At 69.5% G+C, this 20022-nt stretch carries 8 protein-coding genes; all 8 read right to left on the bottom strand.

Annotation, left to right across the window (positions count from 1 at the left end; all coding sequences use genetic code 11):
* Positions 1–15: 15 nt before the first annotated feature.
* Genes FR943_RS17910 through FR943_RS17945 form a run of 8 tightly spaced genes read right to left on the bottom strand, consistent with a single transcriptional unit; the run spans position 16 to position 20010 of the window.
* A complete protein-coding gene (locus tag FR943_RS17910; protein WP_217159571.1) occupies positions 16–228 on the bottom strand; it encodes an MbtH family protein in 213 nt (70 codons plus the stop codon).
* Positions 206–1507: a SidA/IucD/PvdA family monooxygenase gene (mbtG, locus tag FR943_RS17915; RefSeq protein WP_217159572.1), complete on the bottom strand. Its 1302-nt coding sequence runs from the start codon at positions 1505–1507 to the stop codon at positions 206–208. Before mbtG ends, FR943_RS17910 begins: the two co-directional genes overlap by 23 nt.
* On the bottom strand, positions 1504–5952 hold the full coding sequence (locus tag FR943_RS17920; RefSeq protein WP_217159573.1) for a non-ribosomal peptide synthetase: 4449 nt from the start codon (positions 5950–5952) through the stop codon (positions 1504–1506). The genes mbtG and FR943_RS17920 overlap by 4 nt, the downstream gene beginning before the upstream one ends.
* Positions 5949–11420, bottom strand: a complete 5472-nt coding sequence (locus tag FR943_RS17925) for a non-ribosomal peptide synthetase (protein WP_218045908.1) — start codon at positions 11418–11420, stop codon at positions 5949–5951. Before FR943_RS17925 ends, FR943_RS17920 begins: the two co-directional genes overlap by 4 nt.
* A gap of 26 nt (positions 11421–11446) precedes the next feature.
* Positions 11447–14455 (bottom strand): mycobactin polyketide synthase MbtD, encoded by a 3009-nt coding sequence (gene mbtD / locus FR943_RS17930; RefSeq protein WP_217159575.1) that lies wholly within the window; start codon positions 14453–14455, stop codon positions 11447–11449.
* The gene (locus tag FR943_RS17935) at positions 14452–15789 is read right to left on the bottom strand and encodes a beta-ketoacyl [acyl carrier protein] synthase domain-containing protein (protein ID WP_217159576.1); all 1338 of its coding nucleotides are present in this window, start codon (positions 15787–15789) and stop codon (positions 14452–14454) included. Before FR943_RS17935 ends, mbtD begins: the two co-directional genes overlap by 4 nt.
* Positions 15779–16522: a thioesterase II family protein gene (locus FR943_RS17940; protein WP_308170588.1), complete on the bottom strand. Its 744-nt coding sequence runs from the start codon at positions 16520–16522 to the stop codon at positions 15779–15781. The genes FR943_RS17935 and FR943_RS17940 overlap by 11 nt, the downstream gene beginning before the upstream one ends.
* The gene (locus FR943_RS17945) at positions 16519–20010 is read right to left on the bottom strand and encodes a non-ribosomal peptide synthetase (RefSeq protein WP_217159577.1); all 3492 of its coding nucleotides are present in this window, start codon (positions 20008–20010) and stop codon (positions 16519–16521) included. The genes FR943_RS17940 and FR943_RS17945 overlap by 4 nt, the downstream gene beginning before the upstream one ends.
* Between the last annotated feature and the right edge of the window lie 12 nt (positions 20011–20022).

Here is a 20022-nt window from a genome sequence, read left to right on the forward strand (position 1 = left end):
CTAGCCGGGCCGGGCTCAGTTGCTCATCGCCGCGCGCAGGCTGCGGGGCCGCAGGTCGGTCCAGTTCTGCTCGACGTAGTCCAGGCACTCGGCCCGGGCCGCCGCGCCGAAGGCCACCCGCCAGCCGGCCGGCACATCGGCGAACGCCGGCCACAGGCTGTGCTGGTCCTCCTCGTTGACCAGGACATAGAACGTGCCGTTCTCGTCATCGAACGGATTGGAACTCATCAAGTCTCCTCATCGAAGGGTGGGCCAGGTCCGCACCGAGCACCCGGTCGGACAACAGGCCGAGACAACTCAGGTTCGGGAAGCCCGGGCCCTGGGTGAGCCCGGCCAGTCCCGGCAGGAACAATTTGGGAAACACATCGGTCAGGGCCAGATCGTGACCGATGTTCTCCTGCAACGAATCACTGCTCAGCGGCCCGCCCAGGCCCAGCTCCAGCAGGTCAAGGGCGTCCTGGCTGAACAGCGGGGCGAACCACAACGCGTCGGCGCCGGATCCGTCGATCACCAGGTCGAAGCCGTGCACGGTCTCGACGGCTTCACCGCCGGTGTTCGTCGACAGGGTCAACCGGATCCGGCCGTCCCGGGCCACCGCGTGTGCCACCCGGCCGCGCAGGTGCCGGATCCGGTCATCGGCCAACAGCGCTTCCTGCACCCGGGCCGAGAACACGCCACGATCGGTGCGGGCCAGCGCGTCTCGCCGCTCGGCCAGCGTCAGGCCGGTCCAGCCGGTCGGATCCGAGAACAGGGTGTTCTCGAAGAATCCCTCACCGCGGGTGAACAGGGTGACCGTCGGCGAGATCACCGTGATCGTCGAAACCCGGTGCCGGAACAACTCGTTGAGCATCGACGCGGCCGTCTCGCCGCCCCCGATCACCGCCACCCGCTCGGCGGTGATGACCTCGTGCTTGCCGGCCTGATGCCAGAACTGCGCGATCGACATCACCCGCGGATTACCCGGCAGCACCGAGCGTTCGGCCTGCCCGGGCCCGGTGATCATCAGGCCGTCGGCGCCGACCGTGTCCTCCGCGATGTGCAGCTGCCACCGGTGTGTGTCGCCGTCGACCGAGATGCGTTCCACCTCACCGGAAACCACGTTCATGCCGATGTCGTCGGCGACCCAGGCCAGGTACTGGCTCCAGCGCTTGTGGGTGGGCGCGGGCCGGCCCCGGTCCACCCATTCGGCGAATCCACCGGTGGCGATGAGGTAGGACTGCCAGCTGTGCCGGGTCATCCGCTCGTCGAGTTCGGCGTTACGCCGTGGCACCAGCGACGACCGGTAGGGGAAGCCGACGTCCTTCTCGGGCCCGGTGCCCAGCCGATGGTTACCGTCGGTCCAGCCGCCGACGGCCTGCCAGTTGGCGGCGACCCCGGCGCGTTCGACGGCGACGACCTCGGGCGCGGGCAGGCCCATGGCCCGCAACTCGGCGGCTTTGGCGGCCACCGCAATGGCCTTGGGCCCGGCACCGATGACGGCCAGCGCCGGGGTGGATGGGGCGGTCATGCGGTCTCCTCCTGCAGCACCTCGTGCAACACCTCTCGCAGTGCGTCCAACCACATCGTCTGCAACGTGGCGATGTCCTCGACGGACAGAATGTCGGGCAGGGTCCGCCACTGGGTGCCGAGCACCGCGGACCCGTCGCGGTCGATCACCGCGGCCATGATCGTCAACTCGTGGCGCACAGCGACATTCGGCTCCGGGATCGGAGACACCTTGCTCTGCAACGAGCGGTCCTGCAGCAGGGCATGATCGGCCGCGTCGAGCTCGATGCGGCCCAGGTAGTTGAGCAACACCTGGGGATCGCGATGGGCGCCGAGCCGCTCGGCGGTATCCGCCCGCAGGTAGCGCAGCAGGCCGTAGTCGATGGCGTCGCCCGGAATGGCGGCCACCTGTGCGGCGACACCGCGGGCGTCGTCGGCGGTCAACCGCAACGGGTAGATCATGCTGAGCAGCCCGGCCGTGTCACCGGTGTCCACCTCGGCGTGCTGGGACACCACCGCATCGGCACGACCATGGGTCTCCAGCGCCAGCAACGGCGCCGGGGTCGGCTGCCCGCGGTGACGACGCCAATCCCCCAGGGCCCGAGCGGTTGCCGCGGCCAGCACCTCGGTGACCGGGACCGGACCGCTCAACAACCGTGCCGTCACGTCCGGCTCGGCGAAGGCCATCTTGATAGACACACCGGCCATCCGGTCCGCCGTGGGATCGATTCGCCTGGAGCCGATGTCCGGATCGCCGCCGTCGAACTGCCGTTCCCAGAAGTCGCCGGTCTGCAGTGCCGCCGCCCGCTCGGACAGCAGCTGCGCCCACTGCCGCAGCGGGGTGTGTTCGCGCACCGGCATCGGCGTGCGCCCGGCGGCCAGTGCATGCCAGGCGTTCTCCAACTCGCCGACCATGATCCGCCACGATGCCGGGTCCAGCGCCAGCACATGCGCGGTCAGGATCAACAGGCCGCCGTCGACATCCGGGTGGTGCAACCAGACCGCGTCGAGCATGGATCCGGTATGCGGGTCCATGCGCTCGACGGAGAGGTCGGCCTGTTCGGCCACCGCGTCGAGCAGGTCGACGTCCGGCTCGGACACGGTCGCTTCCGAGAGAACCTCGCGACCATGATGCGCGACCAGGGTCATGGTCTCGGGATCCAGCTTGGTGCGTAGCACCTCATGTCCCTCGATCACGTTGTGCAGCAGCGCTTCCAGCTGTGACCGGGTGATCCCGGCGGGCAACCGGAACACCTCGGTCTGGGCCAGCCGGCGGGGATCGCCGTACTGGTAGAGCCAACGCCCGTTGGGCAGCAACGGAATCGGGGTGGTGTCGGGTGCCGCCTGGTCGGCGGCCGCTTCGGCCCGCTCGACGGCGTCGGCATCGGAATCGATCGCGGCGGCCAGTTCACGAACGGTGGCGCAATCCAGCATCAACCGGGCCCGCAGTGCCACACCGCGCCGCCGCACCGCCTGCACCACCGACAACGCCACGATGCTGTCCAGCCCGAGGTCGAGGAAGTCGGCGGTGACGTCGAGTTCGGCGCTGTCGGCCGTGCCCAGTACGTCGGCCAGCACTGCGGCCAGTAGCCGCTCGGTCTCGGTGGCCGGGCGTTGGGCATCCTCGGCCCGCCCACCGGTGCCCAGTGCCGCCAGGGCGGCGTCGTCGACCTTGCCGTTGGTGGTCAGCGGGATCTCGTCGACGGCGACGATGTGGTGCGGCACCAGATGCCTGGGCAGGGTGGCGCTCAGCATCGTCCGCAGTTCACCGACCGCGGCGTCGGTGACCACGTAGGCGATCAGCCGCGGCCCGCTGCGATGCTGCCGTACCGCCACATGGGCATGCCGCACCCCAGGATGGGTGTGCAGCGTCGCGGCCACCTCGCCCGGCTCCACCCGGAAGCCGCGGATCTTGACCTGATTGTCGGTTCGGCCCAAAAATTCGATGGCACCGGATTTCGGATTCCGTCGCGCCACGTCACCGGTGCGGTACATCCGGGCCCCGGGCGTGAACGGATCGGCGACGAAACGTGCGGCCGTCTCCCCCGGTCTGCCGAGGTAGCCACGGGTCAATTGCCCACCGGCCAAATACAGTTCGCCGTACACACCGTCGGGAACCGGGCGCAGCCAACCGTCGAGCAGATAGGCCGCGGTGGACTCGGTGGGGTGACCGATGCAGGGCTGCGGGTGGTCGGCGATCGTCGCGACCACGGCCTCCACCGTGGTCTCAGTTGGGCCGTAGCAGTTGTGCGCCGACATCCAGGTGCGCTCACACTCGGTCTGGATGCCCTGCCAGGTGGCGGTGTCGATGGCCTCGCCACCGAGCGCGAGTACGGCCAGCGGCACCTGGGTGAGCAGGCCGGCGGCCCGGAGCGAGGCAAACATCGACGGTGTGGTGTCGATCATGTCGATCCCGTAGCGGCCGATGGTCTCCACCAGGGCCTCGGCATCACGCTGCACCGCGTCGCCGACGATGTGCACCGTGTGCCCGTCGAGCAGCGCCGCCAACGGCTGCCAGGCCGCGTCGAACGTGAACGACCAGGCATGTGCGACCCGCAACGGACGGCCGAGCCGTTTGGCCGCGGGCTGCAACACCTGACGGGCATGGTCGGCGCAGTAGGCCAGCAGTGCCTGCTGAGTCCCGATGACGCCCTTGGGTTTTCCGGTGGTCCCCGAGGTGAACACGACGTAGGCACCCTGGCCGGGCCGCACCGGCGCGGGACGGTAGTCGGTGTCCGGATCGGATTCGACGGAAGCCAGGAGTGCCGCGTCGAGCACGAGCGTCGCCTGTGTCTGCCGGAGGATCTCGTTGACGCGTTCCTCGGGCATGGCCGGATCCAGCGGCACGATCAGTCCGCCGGCCTTGAGCACTGCGAGCATCGCCACCACGTAGTCGGGGCCGCGGTGCAACCGGATCGGCACCGGGCCCTCGTCGGCCACACCGCGGCGGATCAGCTCGGCGGCCACCCGGTCGGCGGCGTCGTCGAGCTCGCGGTAGCTCAGCTGCCCGCCGTCCCAACTCAGCGCCACCGAGCCCAGCCGCGCCGCGGCGGCCGCGCTGAACGCGTCGTGAAAGCCGGTGTGGAATCGCTCATCTGACGCCACCGGTACGGGCGCACCCTCGGGGCCGGGCTCCTCATCGAGGGTGACCGCGACATCTCGCAGCGGGCGCTCCCAGTGCTGCAGCAGACGCTGCACCACGCTCAGCACCCGCAGCCCCAGATCGCGGGGGTCGAGCATTCCCAGTGCCCCGTCGAGGATCTCGACCAGGACCGTGAGCCGACCGTGGGTGGGATGCGCGGCGATGGTGACCGGAAAGTGCGACAGGCTTTCCAGGGCGGCCGGTCGCAGCACCGCCTCGCCCAACTGGAACTCGTCGCTGCCCACCAGCCCGCCGGGCGGGAAGTTCTCGTAGACCAGCAGGGTGTCGTACAGCTCGCCGATCCCGCCGAGTGACCGCAGCTCGGTGTGGCTGAGGTAGCTGTGCTCGCGCAGGTCGGCGGCCTCACGCTGCAACGCCAGGCACTGACTTCCCACCGACAACGTGGGATCGACCCGCACCCGCAGCGGCACCGTGTTGATGAACAGGCCGACCATCGACTCCACCCCGGCCAGCTCGTCGGGGCGACCCGACACCGTGACGCCGTACACCACGTCGGTGCGGTCGGTGAAGACCGAAAGGATTGTCGCCCAGGCCATCTGGAACAAGGTGTTGACGGTGACGCCGCGCTGCCGGGCCGCCTCGAAGATCTCGGCGGATTGCTGCTCGTCGAGCGTGACCTCGGTGCGCGCGGGCAGTCCCGGCTCGATTTCCCGTCCGGCCAGCACCGGGGACAACAGTGTGGGTGCATCGATGCCGTACAGGTGTGCCTGCCACCGCGCGCGGCTGGCGTCCTGATCGCGTCCGGCCAGCCAGCCGATGTAATCGCGATACGGCCGCACTGCCGGCGGCAGCGCCGCCACATCGCCCTTGGCCCCGTAGAGCGCGAGGAGTTCGCCCACGAAAACCGGCAGCGACCAGCCGTCGATGGCGATGTGGTGGGCCACGATCACCAGACGCCAGCGGGATTCCGGCTTTTCGATGAGCAGGAACCGGATCAGCGGACCGCGGCCGAGGGTGAACCGCCGCGCGCGTTCTTCGGCTTCCAGAGTTTCGGCCTGCGGTCCGTCGGCGTGCACGTGCCGCCAGGGCAGTTCGACTGTCGACGGGACGACCGCCACCGGTCGGCTCAGGTTGCCCTGGAAGAAGCCGGCCCGCAGGTTCGGGTGACGCACCAGCATGGCCTCGGCACAGGCCCGCAGCAGCTCGACGTCCACGGTCCCGTCGATGTCGGCGGCCATCGCGATGACGTACGGGTCGGCCCCGTCGTCACCCTCGGTCAGCCCGGCCAGTGAATACAGCCCCTGCTGCAGCGGGCTCAGTGCCAGGACGTCCTCGACTCCGGGCGGTGCGCCAGTGGTGGTCATGGTGAAACCCCTTGGTCCTGACCCCATCCCGCGGTCAACGCGGACAGTTCGTCGGGTGAGAGCCCCGAGGCCGACATCGGTGCGTGGTGCACATCGGCGGCTTGCGCCTTCTCCCCCGCGGCATCGATGGCGCCGGCCAAATCGGCCAGCCCCGGGTACTCGAACACCATGCGCGCGGTCATGGCCACGCCGGCATCCCTGGCCCGGGCGGCAAGTTGGACAGCCAGGATGCTGTCGCCACCCAGGGTGAAGAAGTCGTCGTAGCGGCCCACGTCGGTCGCTCCGAGCAGATCCACCAGCATGGCCGCCAATGCCTGCTCGGTCGGTGTGGCCGGCGGCTCGACCGGGGCGGTCACCGTGACCCGCGGGCGGGTCAGCGCCGCCGGATCGATGTCGGTGGCCACGGTGAGCACGGCGCGGACGAACTCCTCGGGCAGCGCGGACCGCGCAGCCTCCAGTACTGCTTCGGCGTCGGCGACCTGCGGCTCGAGCACCAGGTAGCCGGCCAGCGTCGCGCCGCCGCGGGTTTCCCAGTACCGGGTGGCCGCGGCGGCCACCCCGTCGAGCGCTTCCAGCGCGGCCTGCAGCCGCGGCTCACCGGTCGTCACCGGCTCGAGCCGGCCGTCAGGGGTCCACCGGGCCCGGTCCCCGGTGCGGTACAGCTGCCCGCCGCCGAACGGATTCGGGACGAAGCGCTGTGCCGCAACGCCGGTGGCGGTCCCGGCCGTCGCGTCCACTGCGCCACCGGCGTAGAAGACCTCGGCGCTGACGCCGACACCCACCGGACGGTGCCACTCGTCGAGCAGGTAGACCCGGGTGGCACCCTCGGTCTGCGGCAGCCCGGCCGGCGGTACCGCCTTGCGGCTCCAGTCCTCGACCAGACGGTCACGCTCGGCCGCATCGACCACCGCGACGTCGCGCAGCGTCTGGTCGGCATCGGTGGCGAAGGCTTCGAGGATGCGTTGCAGCCAGCCGATCAGGCGCCGCGCGGTGTCGGCTTCGTACAGTTCGGTGCGGTAGATGACCGCGCCCCGGTATCCGGCGCTGGAGCTGTCGCCGGATTCGGCGAAGAAGTTCACCGACAAATCGGCGTGCGCCACGTCGAAGGTGGGTTCCAATGCGGTGAAGCGGGTTTCGCCCTCGGCACCGGTATCGATGACCTGATCGGTAGGCAGATCCTCACGCACGTGCACCACCACGCCGAACAGCGGGTTGCGCGACAACGAACGGACCGGGCTCACCGCGTCCACCACCCGGTCGAACGGCAGGTCCTGGTGCTTGTAGGCGGCCAGCGCCATGTCGCGTGAACGGCGCAGCACCTCGCGCAGGCTCGGGTTCTGCGACAGATCGTTGCGCAGCACCACGATGTTGATGAAAAAGCCGATGAGCGCGTCGAGTTCGGGCGCGGTCCGACCGGCCACCGGCGTGCCCAGCGCGATGTCGGTACCCTGGCCGGCCTTGTGCAGCGCGATCGCCACGGCGGCCTGCAGCACCATGAACTCGGTGACCCCGAGTTCGCGGGTGAGCTCGACCAGCTTGCCGCGGATGGCCGGATCGATGGTGAAGTCCAGTGCCCTGCCCTCGCCGGTGGGCACCGGCGGCCGGGGGAAGTCCGGCTGCAGCCCGTTCTCGGTGTCCTGATCGGCGGACAGACCGGCCAATTGGTCTGTCCAGTAAGCCCGTTGCGCCGCCACGGTCTCGTCGTCGCCGGCGAACAGCTCAGCCTGCCAATCGGCGAAATCGGCGTACTGCACCGGTAGCGGCGTCCACTCGGGCGCCTGGTTGCGCCGACGGGCGTGATACGCGGTCATCAGGTCGGTGAACAACACCGCACCCGACCAGTGGTCAGCGGCGATGTGATGCACCAACAGCGAGAGCACGTGTGCCTCCGGGGTGGACAGCACCGCAGCCCGGATCGGCCAATCATTCTCCAGGTCAAAGCAATAACGCCGCTCGGCGTCGAGTTCGCCCTGGAGCCACTTTTCACCGTCGCCGGCCAGATGCCGCACCGGCACCGGTGCGGCGGGATGGATCACCTGATGTGGTACGCCGTCGATCTCGCGATAGGTGGTGCGCAGGATCTCGTGCCGGGCCACCACATCGCTGACCGCCGCGGCCAAGGCGTCGACGTCACAGGGGCCGGTCAGTCGCGCCGCGAACGGCACGTTGTTGACCGGGTTGGGGCCGTCGATGCGGAACTGGAACCACTGGCGGTGCTGGGCCGCCGACATCTGCGACGGCCCGTCATGGGCGGTGGCCACGATTGCCGGCCGGACCGCGCCGTCGCCGGCGGCACGCAGTTCGTCGACGCGGGCGGCCAGGCCCGCCACCGTGGCGTGCTCGAACACATCGGCCACCCCGAGTTCGACACCACAGCGGGACCGGACCGCGGCCACCAGCTTGGTCGCCAGCAGCGAGTGCCCGCCCAGGTCGAAGAACGAATCGTCGGCACCGACCCGGTCACGCTCGAGCAACTCGCCGAACAGCGCGACGATCTCGTGTTCGGTGTCGGTCCCCGGCGCCCGGAACTCGGTGGCCGATCCGATCTCCGGCTCGGGCAGTGCCCGCCGATCGATCTTGCCGTGCGCGGTGATCGGGATCTCGGCCAGTTCGACGAAGGCCGCCGGGATCATGTACTCGGGCAGCGCGGCACCGACCCTGGCCCGGATCCGGTCGATCTCGACACGCTCGGCGTCGGCGGCCGGGGTGATGTAGGCGACCAGGCTCTTGCCCAGCGACGGCAGGTCGCTGACCACCACCACGGCCTGCCCCACCGACGGATCGACCGAAATCGCGGCCGACACCTCGCCGAGCTCGATCCGGAAGCCACGGATCTTGACCTGTTCGTCGGCGCGCCCGACGAACTCGATGTCACCGTCGGCGTTGCGCCGGGCCAGATCGCCGGACCGGTACATCCGGCCGCCGGGGTTGAACGGATCGGCCACGAACCGTTCGGCGGTCAGGCCACGGCGGTTGTGGTAGCCGTGTGCGACATGCGTGCCGCCGATGTAGATCTCACCGATCACACCCACCGGAACCGGCTGCAGGGCATCGTCGAGCAGGTGGATCGTGGTGTTGATCTTCGGGGTGCCGATGGGCACGATGCGGGCGCCCTGCTTGCCCTCGACCTTGTACCGGGTGCAGTTGAGCACCGTTTCGGTGGGCCCGTAGAAGTTGTGCAGCAGGGAGTCGAACGTGGCATGGAACTTGTCGGCGATCTCCCCCGGCAGTGCCTCACCGCCGATCGGCACCCGCTGCAGCGTGCGCCACTCGTTGACGCCGGGCAGGGACAGGAACAGCCCGAGTAGCGACGGCACGAAATGCATCGAGGTGATGCCCTCGTCGCGCAGCAGGTCGGTGAGATATCCGATGTCGCCGAGCCCACCGGGCTTCGGGATCACCAGGCGCGCACCGGCGGCCAGCATGCCGAAGATTTCACCGATCGAGACGTCGAAGCTCTGCGAGGCCACCTGCAGCAGCCGCTCGGCCTCGCTGACCTGGTAGTCGCCACCAAACCAGACGAAGTACTCCGCGATCGGCCGGTGCGGCACCGGGACGCCCTTGGGCAGGCCGGTGGACCCGGAGGTGTAGATCAGGTATGCCGTGTTGTCCGGACGCAGCGGTCGGACCCGATCGGCGTCGGTGGGATCGGTGACCGGGTAGTCCTCCAACCCGGTAACCGGTTCACGCAGAACGATTTTGGGGTCGGAATCGCCGAGGATGTAGTTGAGCCGGTCCTCGGGATAGGTCGGGTCGACAGGCAGGTAGACCGCACCGGCCTTGACGATGGCGAACGCGGTGACGATCAGGTCCGGCGACTTCTCCAACAGCACGGCCACCCGGTCCTCGGTGCCGATACCCTGCGCGATCAGCCAGTGCGCCAACCGGTTCGCCGACTCGTTGATCTCGCGGTAGCTGTAGTGACGTCCCTCGTACACCACGGCGATGGCGTCGGGGGCACGGGCCGCCTGCTCCGTGACCAGTGCGGTCAACGTGGTGGCCGGGGTGTCGAACTGCTCACCGGTGGAGACTTTGCGCAGCCACTCGGCGTCCTCGGCGGTGAACAACTCCAGCCGCGACAGCGGCCGGTCCGGGTCGGCGAGCGCACTGTCCAGCAGCACCGCGAAGTGCCGCAGCATCTGACCCGCCAACTCGGCGTCCATCACCTCGGTGAGGTGTTCGGCCTCCACGACGGCGCCGTCGGCGTCGGTTTCCACCATGAAGCCCAGCGGCAGCTGGGTGTGCTGCCCGCGCAGTTCGGCGCGCGCACAGCGCACCCCGTCGGGGTTGAAGCCGCCGCCGTCGGACTCACGGAAACCGAAGCTCACCCGGGTCATCCGCTCGGCCCCGTGACGCCGGTCCGGGTTCAACTCCGCCACCACCCGGTCCAGGTTCACCCGCTGATGGGCGAACGCGCCGATCGCGGTGTCTCGGGTGGCCACGACCAGATCCCGGAAGCCGACCGAGCCCTGGGGTCGCAGCCGCATCGCCACCGTGTTGCCGTAGTAACCGATGGTGTCGTCGCTGTCGCGGTTCAGCACCGGGGTGGCGACCAGGAAATCGTCGGTGTGGGTGTAGCGGTGGACGAGCGCGCCGAATGCCGCCAACAGCACCATGTACGGCGTGGACCCGGTGTCGCGGGCCAGCGCCGACACCCGCGCGACGGTGTCGGCGGACAACCGGATCGTGCTGCGCTGGGACCGGAAACCAGTGGGGACCACCGAGCCTGCCGGCCCGGGCAGCTCCAGCGGCTCGGGCGGGTTCGCCAGCGTCTGGCGCCAGTACGCCAGATCCTCGTCGGTGGAATCGGCCCCGCGGGCCGGCACCCGGGGCGTATCGGCAAGCTGCGCCCCGGAATACGCGTGGGTGAGGTCGGTGAAGAACACCCGCCAGGATCCGTCGTCCCAGGCGATGTGGTGAGCGACCAGCAGCATCACATGCTCGCTCGGGCCGGTCTTGATCAGCGTGATGCGCAGCGGGGAGTCACTGCTCAGATCGAATGCGGTGCCGAATTCCCGCTGTGCCAGCACCTCCAGGCGCAGCTTGCGGGCCCGCTCGGATTTGTCGGACAGATCGTGGGTGGCCCAGCCCGGGGTGAGGTCGTCGTGCACCGTCGCCGTCGGCTCGCCGTTCTCGTCGGCGCGGTAGGTGGTGCGCAGGATCGGATGCCGCCGTGCCACCGCGTCGAGGGCAGCGTGCAGCCGGTCGGCGTCGATCACTCCGTCGAGGCGGTAGGACAGGCAGATGTTGAGCAGGACCCCGCTCGGGTCGAATCCCTGCACGAACCACATCCGCCGCTGCCCATCCGAGAGCACGGTGGGATCGACCGGGGCGCTTGCGTTTCCGTCGGCTCCCCGCCCTGGGGCCGCCCCGTCGTCCGAGGCCAGCCCGCGCTCGGCAAGCCTGCGCCGCATCAACTCCAGACGGGCGTCGGAGGTGCGAGGGGCTGCCGAATCGGCACTAACCATGTCAGTCACGCGAAAATGCTTCCTTTTCAGGTCTTTTCCAAATGCTCGATCAATTCGGTGGCGGTGGCGCCACCGAGGATGGTGGCCAGCGGAACAGATCTTCCGGTGGCCTTCTTGAGCTTCTTACGCAGATCAATTGCCAACAGCGAGTCGACGCCGAGATCCAGCAGCGAGGCGTCCAGATCAAGTCCGCTGACATCGCTGAGTTTGAGCACCGACCCCAGGGCGATGCGCATCGCGCCCGTGGCGTCAGTGGCCGTTTCCTCATCGCGAGCAGACACGTGAGTACCCGAAACAGTCGAACTTGGGGTACCTACGCGTCTGCTCGCGATGTCACTCGCCCCGAGAAAGGTGCGCAACCGCCCGGCGTCGGCGGTGAACACCAGCGGATCGGCCGGATGGTCGCGCAGTGCGGCCTCCACCGCCAAGTCCGGCGCCATCGCCCGCAGCCCCGACCGCTCGACCCGGCTGATCTCACCGGAGTCGATGATGCCGTCGCCCGGCCACAGGCCCCACCGCACCGCGGTGCAATGCCTGCCCGCCGCACGAAGCTGGGCGGCCAGGGTGTCGAGCAACCGGTTGGCCGCCGAGTACGCCGCGTGACCGTGTCCACCCCACAGGCCGGACACCGAGGAGCACAACACCATGCGGGCGTCCGGGCGCAGCGGCCACAGTTCGGTCAGGTTGGACAACCCGAGGATCTTGGCCCCGAACGTATCCCGTACCGCGGTGCCGGTCAGCTCATCTCCCGGGGCGATCGTCGCGGACGCTGCCGCGTGGATCACCAGGGAGGCCGGCCCGATGGCCAGCTCGGCGACCGTCGCGGTGATCTGCGCGGGATCGGTGAGATCACAGCGGGGCGCCACGATCTCGACGCCGTCGGTGGCCAACCCGGCCAGCTGCCGATCGTCCAGACCGCTGCGGCTGAGCAATACGATGCGTCGCGCCCCCTGCTCGGCCAACGCACGGGCAAACTGCAGGCCCACCGCTCCGGCTCCGCCGGTGATCACCACGTCCTCGAAAATGCCCGACTCCGCGGTCCAGGTTTGCGGCTCGGGAGCATCGTCACGCATCCCCCGCCGCCAGACCGCCGGACCGGACCCGTTGACCCGCAACGCAATATCCTCGGCATCGGTCAGCATGGCGGCCACCGCGGCGGCCGCGACGGCGGGATCGGGTGTCGCCGAGGGCAGGTCCAGATGCCGGAAAGTCTGATCCGGATGCTCGTAGCCCAGGCTGCGGTGCACCGCCGCCAGTGCAGCGGCCTCCGGCCGTGGACCCTGCGGATCGCCCGTCACCTGCTCACCGCCGACGGTGACCAACCACACGTCGTGGGTCGCGGAGGTGACGGTCCCGGCGTAGCCGAGCAGGCCCGCTTCGACGCGCCGGCTCAGGGCCGCGGCCGCACGCGCCGCGTCGACCTCGTCGGACACCGGCGCCACCACGATCACCAGGTCCGCCTCGGCCGGCCCGGCCGCCATGGCGGCGCCGGACTCCTCTACTGCTCGGGTCAGCGCGGCCGCCGGGCCCTGTCCCGCTGCCAGGTCGAGCACCGCCACCCGGCGCAGAGCGGGCGGCGCCGAAATGTCGGTCAGTTCCTCCCAATGCTCCAGCGCCACCGTCAGACCGGCGACCGGTGGCAGCGGTTGCGGTGTGGCCCAGAGGTGTTCGGCCCGCATCGGAGCGAACGGAAAATCGGGCAGCGCCGCACCGTGCACCGGCAGATCGGCCCAGCGGTAGCCCGGGTCGGCCATCGCGACCGAAACGAGGTTGGCGCTCAGGCGCTCGCGGATCGGTTCGTCACGCCGGCCGGACCCCACCATCACGACCGGCCCGCCGGTGAGATCGGCCGCGTCGTCGAGCAGGTCGCCCATCGCGAACAGCAGGGCCGGGTGCGCCGACAGTTCCACAAAAATCCGGGCCCCGCGCCGCGCCGCCGTCTCGACGGCCCGGTCGAAGCGCACCGTGCTGCGCAGGTTCGTGTACCAGTAGTCGGTGAAATCAGTTCCCGGCCTGACCACCTCGGAAGTGGCCGATCCGATGAACTGCACCGCAGACTCGCTGAACTGGCCTGCCGGCAGGAGCTTTTCCAGCTCACCGCGGGCACCGTCGAGCGCGGTGGTGTGCGCCGGGAACCACATCTCGATCTCTTTGGCGAACGCTCCGCGACCGGTGACGGTCGCGACCGCGGCGGTCACCGCGTCGGTCTCACCCGAGACTGCCACCGAGGACCGGGAGTTCACCACGGACAGCTCCAGCCAGCCCGGCGTCCCGGCGATCACATCCGCGGCTTCCTCGGGGGTGATCCCGAGGACCGCCACCCGGTACGGTCCGGTCAACCGGTCCAGGACCGTGGCCCGGGCGATCACCACCGCGACCGCCTCGCGCAGCGTGATGCTGCCGGCCACGTAGGCCGCCCCGATCTCGCCCAGGCTGTGCCCCACGGTGAGATCGGGCAGCACGCCGCAGGCCCGCCACACCGCCGCCAGCGCCACCCCGTGGACGAACTGCGCGCCCTGGATCTGAACCTGGGAGAAATCGTTGGTGCTGACACCCGAATCAGGTTCAGCGAGCAGATAATCCAGCGGTGAGGCCACCCCGGCGGCCCGGAAAAGGGCCGCACACGTGTCGACTTCGGCCCGATAGACCGGCAGCCGCTGGTAGGCCTGCACCCCCATCGACGGCCACTGGCTGCCCTGGCCCGGGAACACGAAGGCGATCCGCCCGGGCCCGCCGGAACCCGGCGGGCCGCTCTGGCCGCGGGTGACCAGCGGATGGTCGACCCCCTCGACCAACGCCCGCAGACCGGCGACGAGCTCGTCGCGGTCGCAAGCCCGGACCACGGCGCGGTGCCGGCGCAGCCGCCGGGTGGACCGCACGGTGGCGGCCACGTCGGCGGGGCTCACCTGCGGGTGGGCGTGCAGATACCGCAGGATCGCGGCGGCGTCGGTGGCGATCAGGTCCTCGGCGTGGGCGCTGAGCAGGACGGCGGTGCGTTCGTCGGGAAACACGATGCGCTCGACGGTTTCGGTCATGCCGCCGCCCCCTCGATCACGTCGGGAACCGACACGATTGCGTGCGCATTGGTGCCGCTCATGCCGAATGCCGATACCGCAGCGATGCGTTGCCCGTTCACCGCCGGCCACTGCGTCAGCTTGGTGGCCAGCCGCAACCCTTGGCTGTCCCAGTCGATCTCCCGGCTGGCCTCGTCGACATGCAGGGTGGCCGGGACGGCGGCATGCTCGGCCGCCAAGATCACCTTGGCCAGACCGAGCCCGCCGGCAGCGGCCTGGGAGTGACCCACGTTGGACTTCACCGACCCCAGCAGGGCTCCGGTTCCAGGCGCGGTGGCCCCGTATGTCTGTGCCAGCGAACGCAATTCGGTTCGATCACCGAGCCGTGTCCCGGTGCCGTGGCCCTCGATCATCCCGACGTCCTGCGGGCGGACCCCGGCCTTGGCGATCGCCTTGGCAAACAGCCGCTGCTGGGCCGCGCCGCTGGGTGCAGTCAAGCCGGTGGTCCGACCGTCCTGGTTCACCGCCGTGGCCCGGACCTCGGCCAGGATGCGCCGGTGGTCCTGCAGTGCAGCCGATTTGCGCTGCAGGACGAACATCGCGGCGCCTTCGGCCCACACCGTTCCGCTGGCGTGGGCACTGTAGGGCCGGCAGTGTCCGTCGTCGGACAACGCGTGCTGTTTGGCGAACTCGACGAAGTACCCGGGCGTACCCATCACGCAGACACCCCCGGTCAGCGCCATGTCGCAGTCGCCCGCGGCCACCGCGGTGACCGCGGTGTGAAATGCGGTCAGCGCCGACGAGCAGGAGGTGTCGACGGTCAGCGCCGGGCCACACAGGTCCAGGGTGTAGGCGATCCGCCCGGAGATGACGCCCAGCGAGGTGCCGGTGATCAGATGGCCACTGTGGTGGGAGAACTCCGACAGCGGTGGACCGTACTCCAGTCCCGACGCACCGACATAGCAGCCCACGTCATGACCGGCCAGATCGTCGGGATTGATGCCGCTGTGCTCCAGTGCACGCCAGGCCAACCGCAGACCGATGCGCTGCTGCGGGTCCATCGCCACGGCCTCCCGCGGCGAGATGCCGAAAAAGGCCGGATCGAATGTCGCTGCGCCGGAAAGGAAACCGCCGAGATCGTGGATACGTTTGAACCCGTCGCGGCGAGAGCCATCAAGCAGCTCGCGCACCGACCAGCCGCGGTCGGTGGGAAAATGGCTCAGCGCCTCGCGCTGCTCGGCCAGCAGCGACCAGTATCCGTCGGCGGTGTCGATCCCGCCGGGTGCCTCCAGCGCCATCCCCACGATCACCACCGGGTCGGCGGCGACGGGGTGTGGCTGCTCGCTAGAGGTCATTGACCAGCTCCGCGACGTCCGCGGTGAACTCGTTGAGATAGAAGTGGCCGCCGTCGAACATCGACACCGTGAATGCCCCCTCGGTGTGCACTTCCCAGCGCCGCAGCATGTCCTCGCTGATGCGATGGTCGCCCTGGCCGCCGACGGCGAAGATGTCGGTGGCCACCTTGACGTCCTCACCGCACGCGTAACGGTTGAATGCGGCGTAGTCGGCGCGCACGGCCATCAGCAACAGCTCGACGAAATCCTCGTCGGCCAGCAGCGCGGGGTCGGTCCCACCGAGATCGACCATCTCGGCGAGGATCTCGGATTCGGCCATCGGCAGGGCCGGCGCGGAGGCCGCCGCCGACGGGGCTTCACTCGCCGAGACCCAGAGGGCCTCGATCCCGACCCCACGGCGTTCGGCGACCCGGGCGAACTCGAAGGCCACGACCGCTCCCATGCAGTGGCCGAACAGCCGCAGCGGGCCGATACCGGCCCAGTCCCCGGCCCCGAACAGATCCTCGGCCAGCTCGGCCACCGTGGCCGGTGCCGGATGGGTGAGCCGGTCCCCGCGCTGCGGGTACTGCATGACGTAGGCGTCGGATCCGGCCGCGGCCAGTGCCGTCCCGAATCCGCGGTAGGCCAACGCGGCGCCGCCGGCGTGCGGGAACACCAGGGTGGGCCTGGCGCTCACATCCGCCGGATACCGCTTGATCCAGGGCTTGAAGGTGAGGGCGTCCAGTCCCGTCACGATGTCGAGGTGGAGTCGAGTGCGGTCATCACATCGGCATCGTCCATATCGGCGACCTCCATGTAAAGCTCGGCGACCTGCTCGAGACGGTCGCTGTTCGTCTCCCGTGCGATGAGTCGGTCACCGAGCTTCTCGACCGTGCGGGTCGCAAAGACGTCGGGAACCATCACCGTCGGGGTGTCCAACCAATCCCGGATCCGCGCGACCGCTGCGGTGGCCCGCACCGAGTCGCCGCCCAGTTCGAAGAAGTCCTCGTCGATGCCCAGCTCGGCCACTCCGAGCAACTCGCCCAGGATCGCGGCCAGGGCCCGCTGCAGCGCCGTCTCGGGCGCTCGCCCGCTGCCCCGCTGGGCGCCCTGGGCGGCGTCGGTCAGCAGCCCGCCCACCGCCCGCCGGTCGGTCTTGCCGCCGACGGTGAACGGGATGGTCTGGGCCAGCTCGATGTGCCGCGGAACCATGTGGGGCGGAATCAGTTCGGCAAGCTCGGAACGCAGCTCCGCGGTGCTGCGCGAGGGGTCGTCGACCGCCACCAACGCCGCGAGCAGCTCACCGGTGGGGCCGGCCACGATGTCCACGACGGCGGCGTGCACTCCGGACAGCCGCTGCAGCGCGGCCTCGACCTCACCGAGCTCGATCCGGTAGCCGCTGATCTTGACCCGGTGGTCGGCGCGGCCGACGAACTCCAGGGTGCCGTCGGGCCAGTACCGCGCCAGATCCCCGGTGCGGTACCAGGTGCGACCACAGTAGGCCACGAACCGGTCCGCGGTCAGCTCCGGCTGTCCTCGATATCCACGGGCCAGACCGCGTCCGCCGATCCACAGTTCACCGGGCACCCAGTCGGGGCAGTCCTGGCCGGCGGCATTGACCACGCGACAGGCGTTGTTGGGGAACGGCTTTCCATACGGCACGGCCGTCCAGCCATCCGGAAGGTCTCGCGCCTCGAACAGCGTCGCGTGGATCGCGGTTTCGGTGGCGCCGCCCAGCCCGGTCACCCGGACCCCCGGAGACAGTTCCTGCAACTTGCGCACCATGGTGGTGCGGACCCAGTCCCCACCGGTGGGCACCGCACGAATCGTCGGCATCGATATCTGCCTGGACCAGGCCGATTCGACCAGCATCTCCAGCGAGCCCGGCAAGAAGTTCAGCGTGGTGATGCCGTGGGTGTTGATCTGCTCGACCCAATGGTCGGGGTTGCGCCGATCGGCCTCGTCCACCACCACGATGGTGGCACCGGCGGCCAGCGTGCCGAACACGTCGAGCACTGACAGATCGGATTCCAGATGGGTCAGCGCCAGCACGCTGTCCTCGGGTCCCATCCCGAAATAGGTGTTGAGCGTCTCCAACGTGTTCATCGCGGCGTCGTGGGTGACCTCGACGCCCTTGGGCTCACCGGTGGAGCCAGAGGTGAACAGGATGTACGCCAGTTCACCGAGAGCCGTTGGGGCAGGCTCAATCCGGTCGGCGCGCCGACCGATCCGCAAAGCCTCGGTCACGGTGAGGGCGGGCAGCCAGGTCGGGGAGCCGTCACCGCAGAACAGCGCCATCCGCACGTCGGCGTTGGCCAGCATCCGTTCGGCGCGGTCGGCCGGCTGGTCCACACCGACCGGCACGTAGACCGCACCGGCGGCCAGAATGCCCAAGAGCGCCGGAATCTGATCGGGCCCTTTGGGTCCCATCACCGCCACACTCTGGCCGGGGCGCACGCCGGCGATCTGCAGGGCGGCCGCGACAGCGAGCGCCTGCTCCCGTAGCTCGGCGTAGCTCAGCTGCCCCTTCGAACCGATCACGGCCAGTGCGTCGGGCCGGACCAGCGCCTGGGCGAAGAAGCCCTGATGCAGATTGTGTCCGGTGGGGGCGGCCGAAGCCGCGTTCGCCGCGTCCCGCACGTCACGCTGGGATTGCGGCAGCAGCGGGGCCGAGAGCGCTTCCCAGGCCGTGTCGTCGAGCGCCAGCCTGCGCAGCTCGGTGATGTGGCGGTCGAACATCGCGTCGATGACGCCGGGGCGGAAAGCGTCTTCCCGCACGTCCCAGTTCACCAGCACCCCGCCGTCGAACTCGGTGACCTGTGCATCCAGAAGTACTTGCGGCCCTTGTGAATTGATCCATACCGGCTTGCCGAAGGTGGCGGTCACCTCGGAGCCGAACAGCTCGCCGAGCCCGAGTGCGCTGGTATAGACGACCGGCGCGAGCACCTGGGTGCCGCGATGGCGGCTGAGATCGCGCAGCACCGACAGACCCGAATAACCCGCGTGACCCGCGGCGGCGTGGAACGTGTCCTGCACCGCGCGCGCCCGCTGCGCCGCGGTCTTGGCCGCGCGCAGATCGATGTCCAGCAGCAGCGAGGACGTGAAGTCACCGACGAGCTTGTCGACGTCGGGGTGGCGCTGCTCGCGGCCGAACAACGGCACGTTGAGCAGGAAACGCGGCTCGGCCGACCAGCCGGCCAGCGCATCGGAGAAGGATGCCGCCAGCGCCATCGCCGGGGTGATGCCCCGCTTGCGGGCCGCGGCGAACAGCGCGTCGCGGGTTTCGGGGTCCAGCCAGTGGTGACGGCGGGTGGTGTGGTGCGGATCGGCCTGTTCGGCCGCCGGAACCACCGGCAACCGGGGCGGATCGGGCAGTTCGGGGATGCGTTCGGTCCACCAGTCGCGGTCGGTCTCGTCCTCGCTGGAATCCGCTGAGGCGAGCCGATATTCGCGGTATGTGTAGTCCAGTTCCGGTAGCTGGGCGCCGTTGTAGAGCGCCGCCAGGTCGGCCATCAGGGTGCGGTAGCTCATCGCGTCGGCGGCCTGCATGTCCAGATCGACGTGCAGCCGGGTGGCGCCGCCGGGCAGCAGCGACAGCGTCAGCTCGAAGACCTCGTCGTGCAACTGCTGGTGGGACTTCGTCCGGACGACCTGCGCGAGCCGTTCGGCCACCTGTTCGGGCGTGGCCTGCCGCAGATCCTCGACGGTGACACGCAACGGCTCGCCCATGGCGCCGATGCGCTGTGTGCCGTCGGGCAGGAACTGCACCCGCAGCATCGGATGACGGTCGGCCAGCGCGTTGGCCGCTCGCTGCAGCCGGTCGGGATCCACACCGTCGCCGTCGAATTCGACATAGAGGTGGCCGGCGACACCGCCGAGTTGCTGATCGCCCTCCCGGCCGACCCACATGGCGTGCTGCATCGGTGCGAGTGGGAACGGTTCTGCGCCTTGGGAATCGGATCGTGTCACCGAATTTTCTTGGGCAGCAACTGGTTCCGTTGCAGCTGCGCGATCGGAAACCAACTCGACCCACGCCGAAACCGTGGGAGTTGCTGCCAGAGAAGCGAAATCGACATCAATACCGTGGCGCCGCCAGCGACCGGCCAACGACATCATCCGGATGGAATCCAGACCTTGTGCGATGAGATCGGCGTTGGGATCCACCGTGTCCGTGCCGACGCCGAGAAGGTCGGCCACCGCCTCCCTGATGGTCTGCGAGTCCGCGATTGCGACGTCGCCCACAATGGCCTCCCG

Origin of the sequence: [Mycobacterium] fortunisiensis, from assembly GCF_019050325.1 — a bacterium.
GTDB classification, from domain to species: Bacteria; Actinomycetota; Actinomycetes; order Mycobacteriales; family Mycobacteriaceae; genus Mycobacterium; species Mycobacterium fortunisiensis.

What these genes read in the sequence shown, in the direction of transcription:
- mbtG (WP_217159572.1), bottom strand. Translation starts at nt 1,507, where the DNA reads ATGACCGCCCCATCCACCCCGGCGCTGGCCGTCATCGGTGCCGGGCCC.
- FR943_RS17935 (WP_217159576.1), bottom strand. Translation starts at nt 15,789, where the DNA reads ATGACCTCTAGCGAGCAGCCACACCCCGTCGCCGCCGACCCGGTGGTG.
- FR943_RS17920 (WP_217159573.1), bottom strand. Translation starts at nt 5,952, where the DNA reads ATGACCACCACTGGCGCACCGCCCGGAGTCGAGGACGTCCTGGCACTG.
- FR943_RS17910 (WP_217159571.1), bottom strand. Translation starts at nt 228, where the DNA reads ATGAGTTCCAATCCGTTCGATGACGAGAACGGCACGTTCTATGTCCTG.
- mbtD (WP_217159575.1), bottom strand. Translation starts at nt 14,455, where the DNA reads ATGACCGAAACCGTCGAGCGCATCGTGTTTCCCGACGAACGCACCGCC.
- FR943_RS17925 (WP_218045908.1), bottom strand. Translation starts at nt 11,420, where the DNA reads ATGGTTAGTGCCGATTCGGCAGCCCCTCGCACCTCCGACGCCCGTCTG.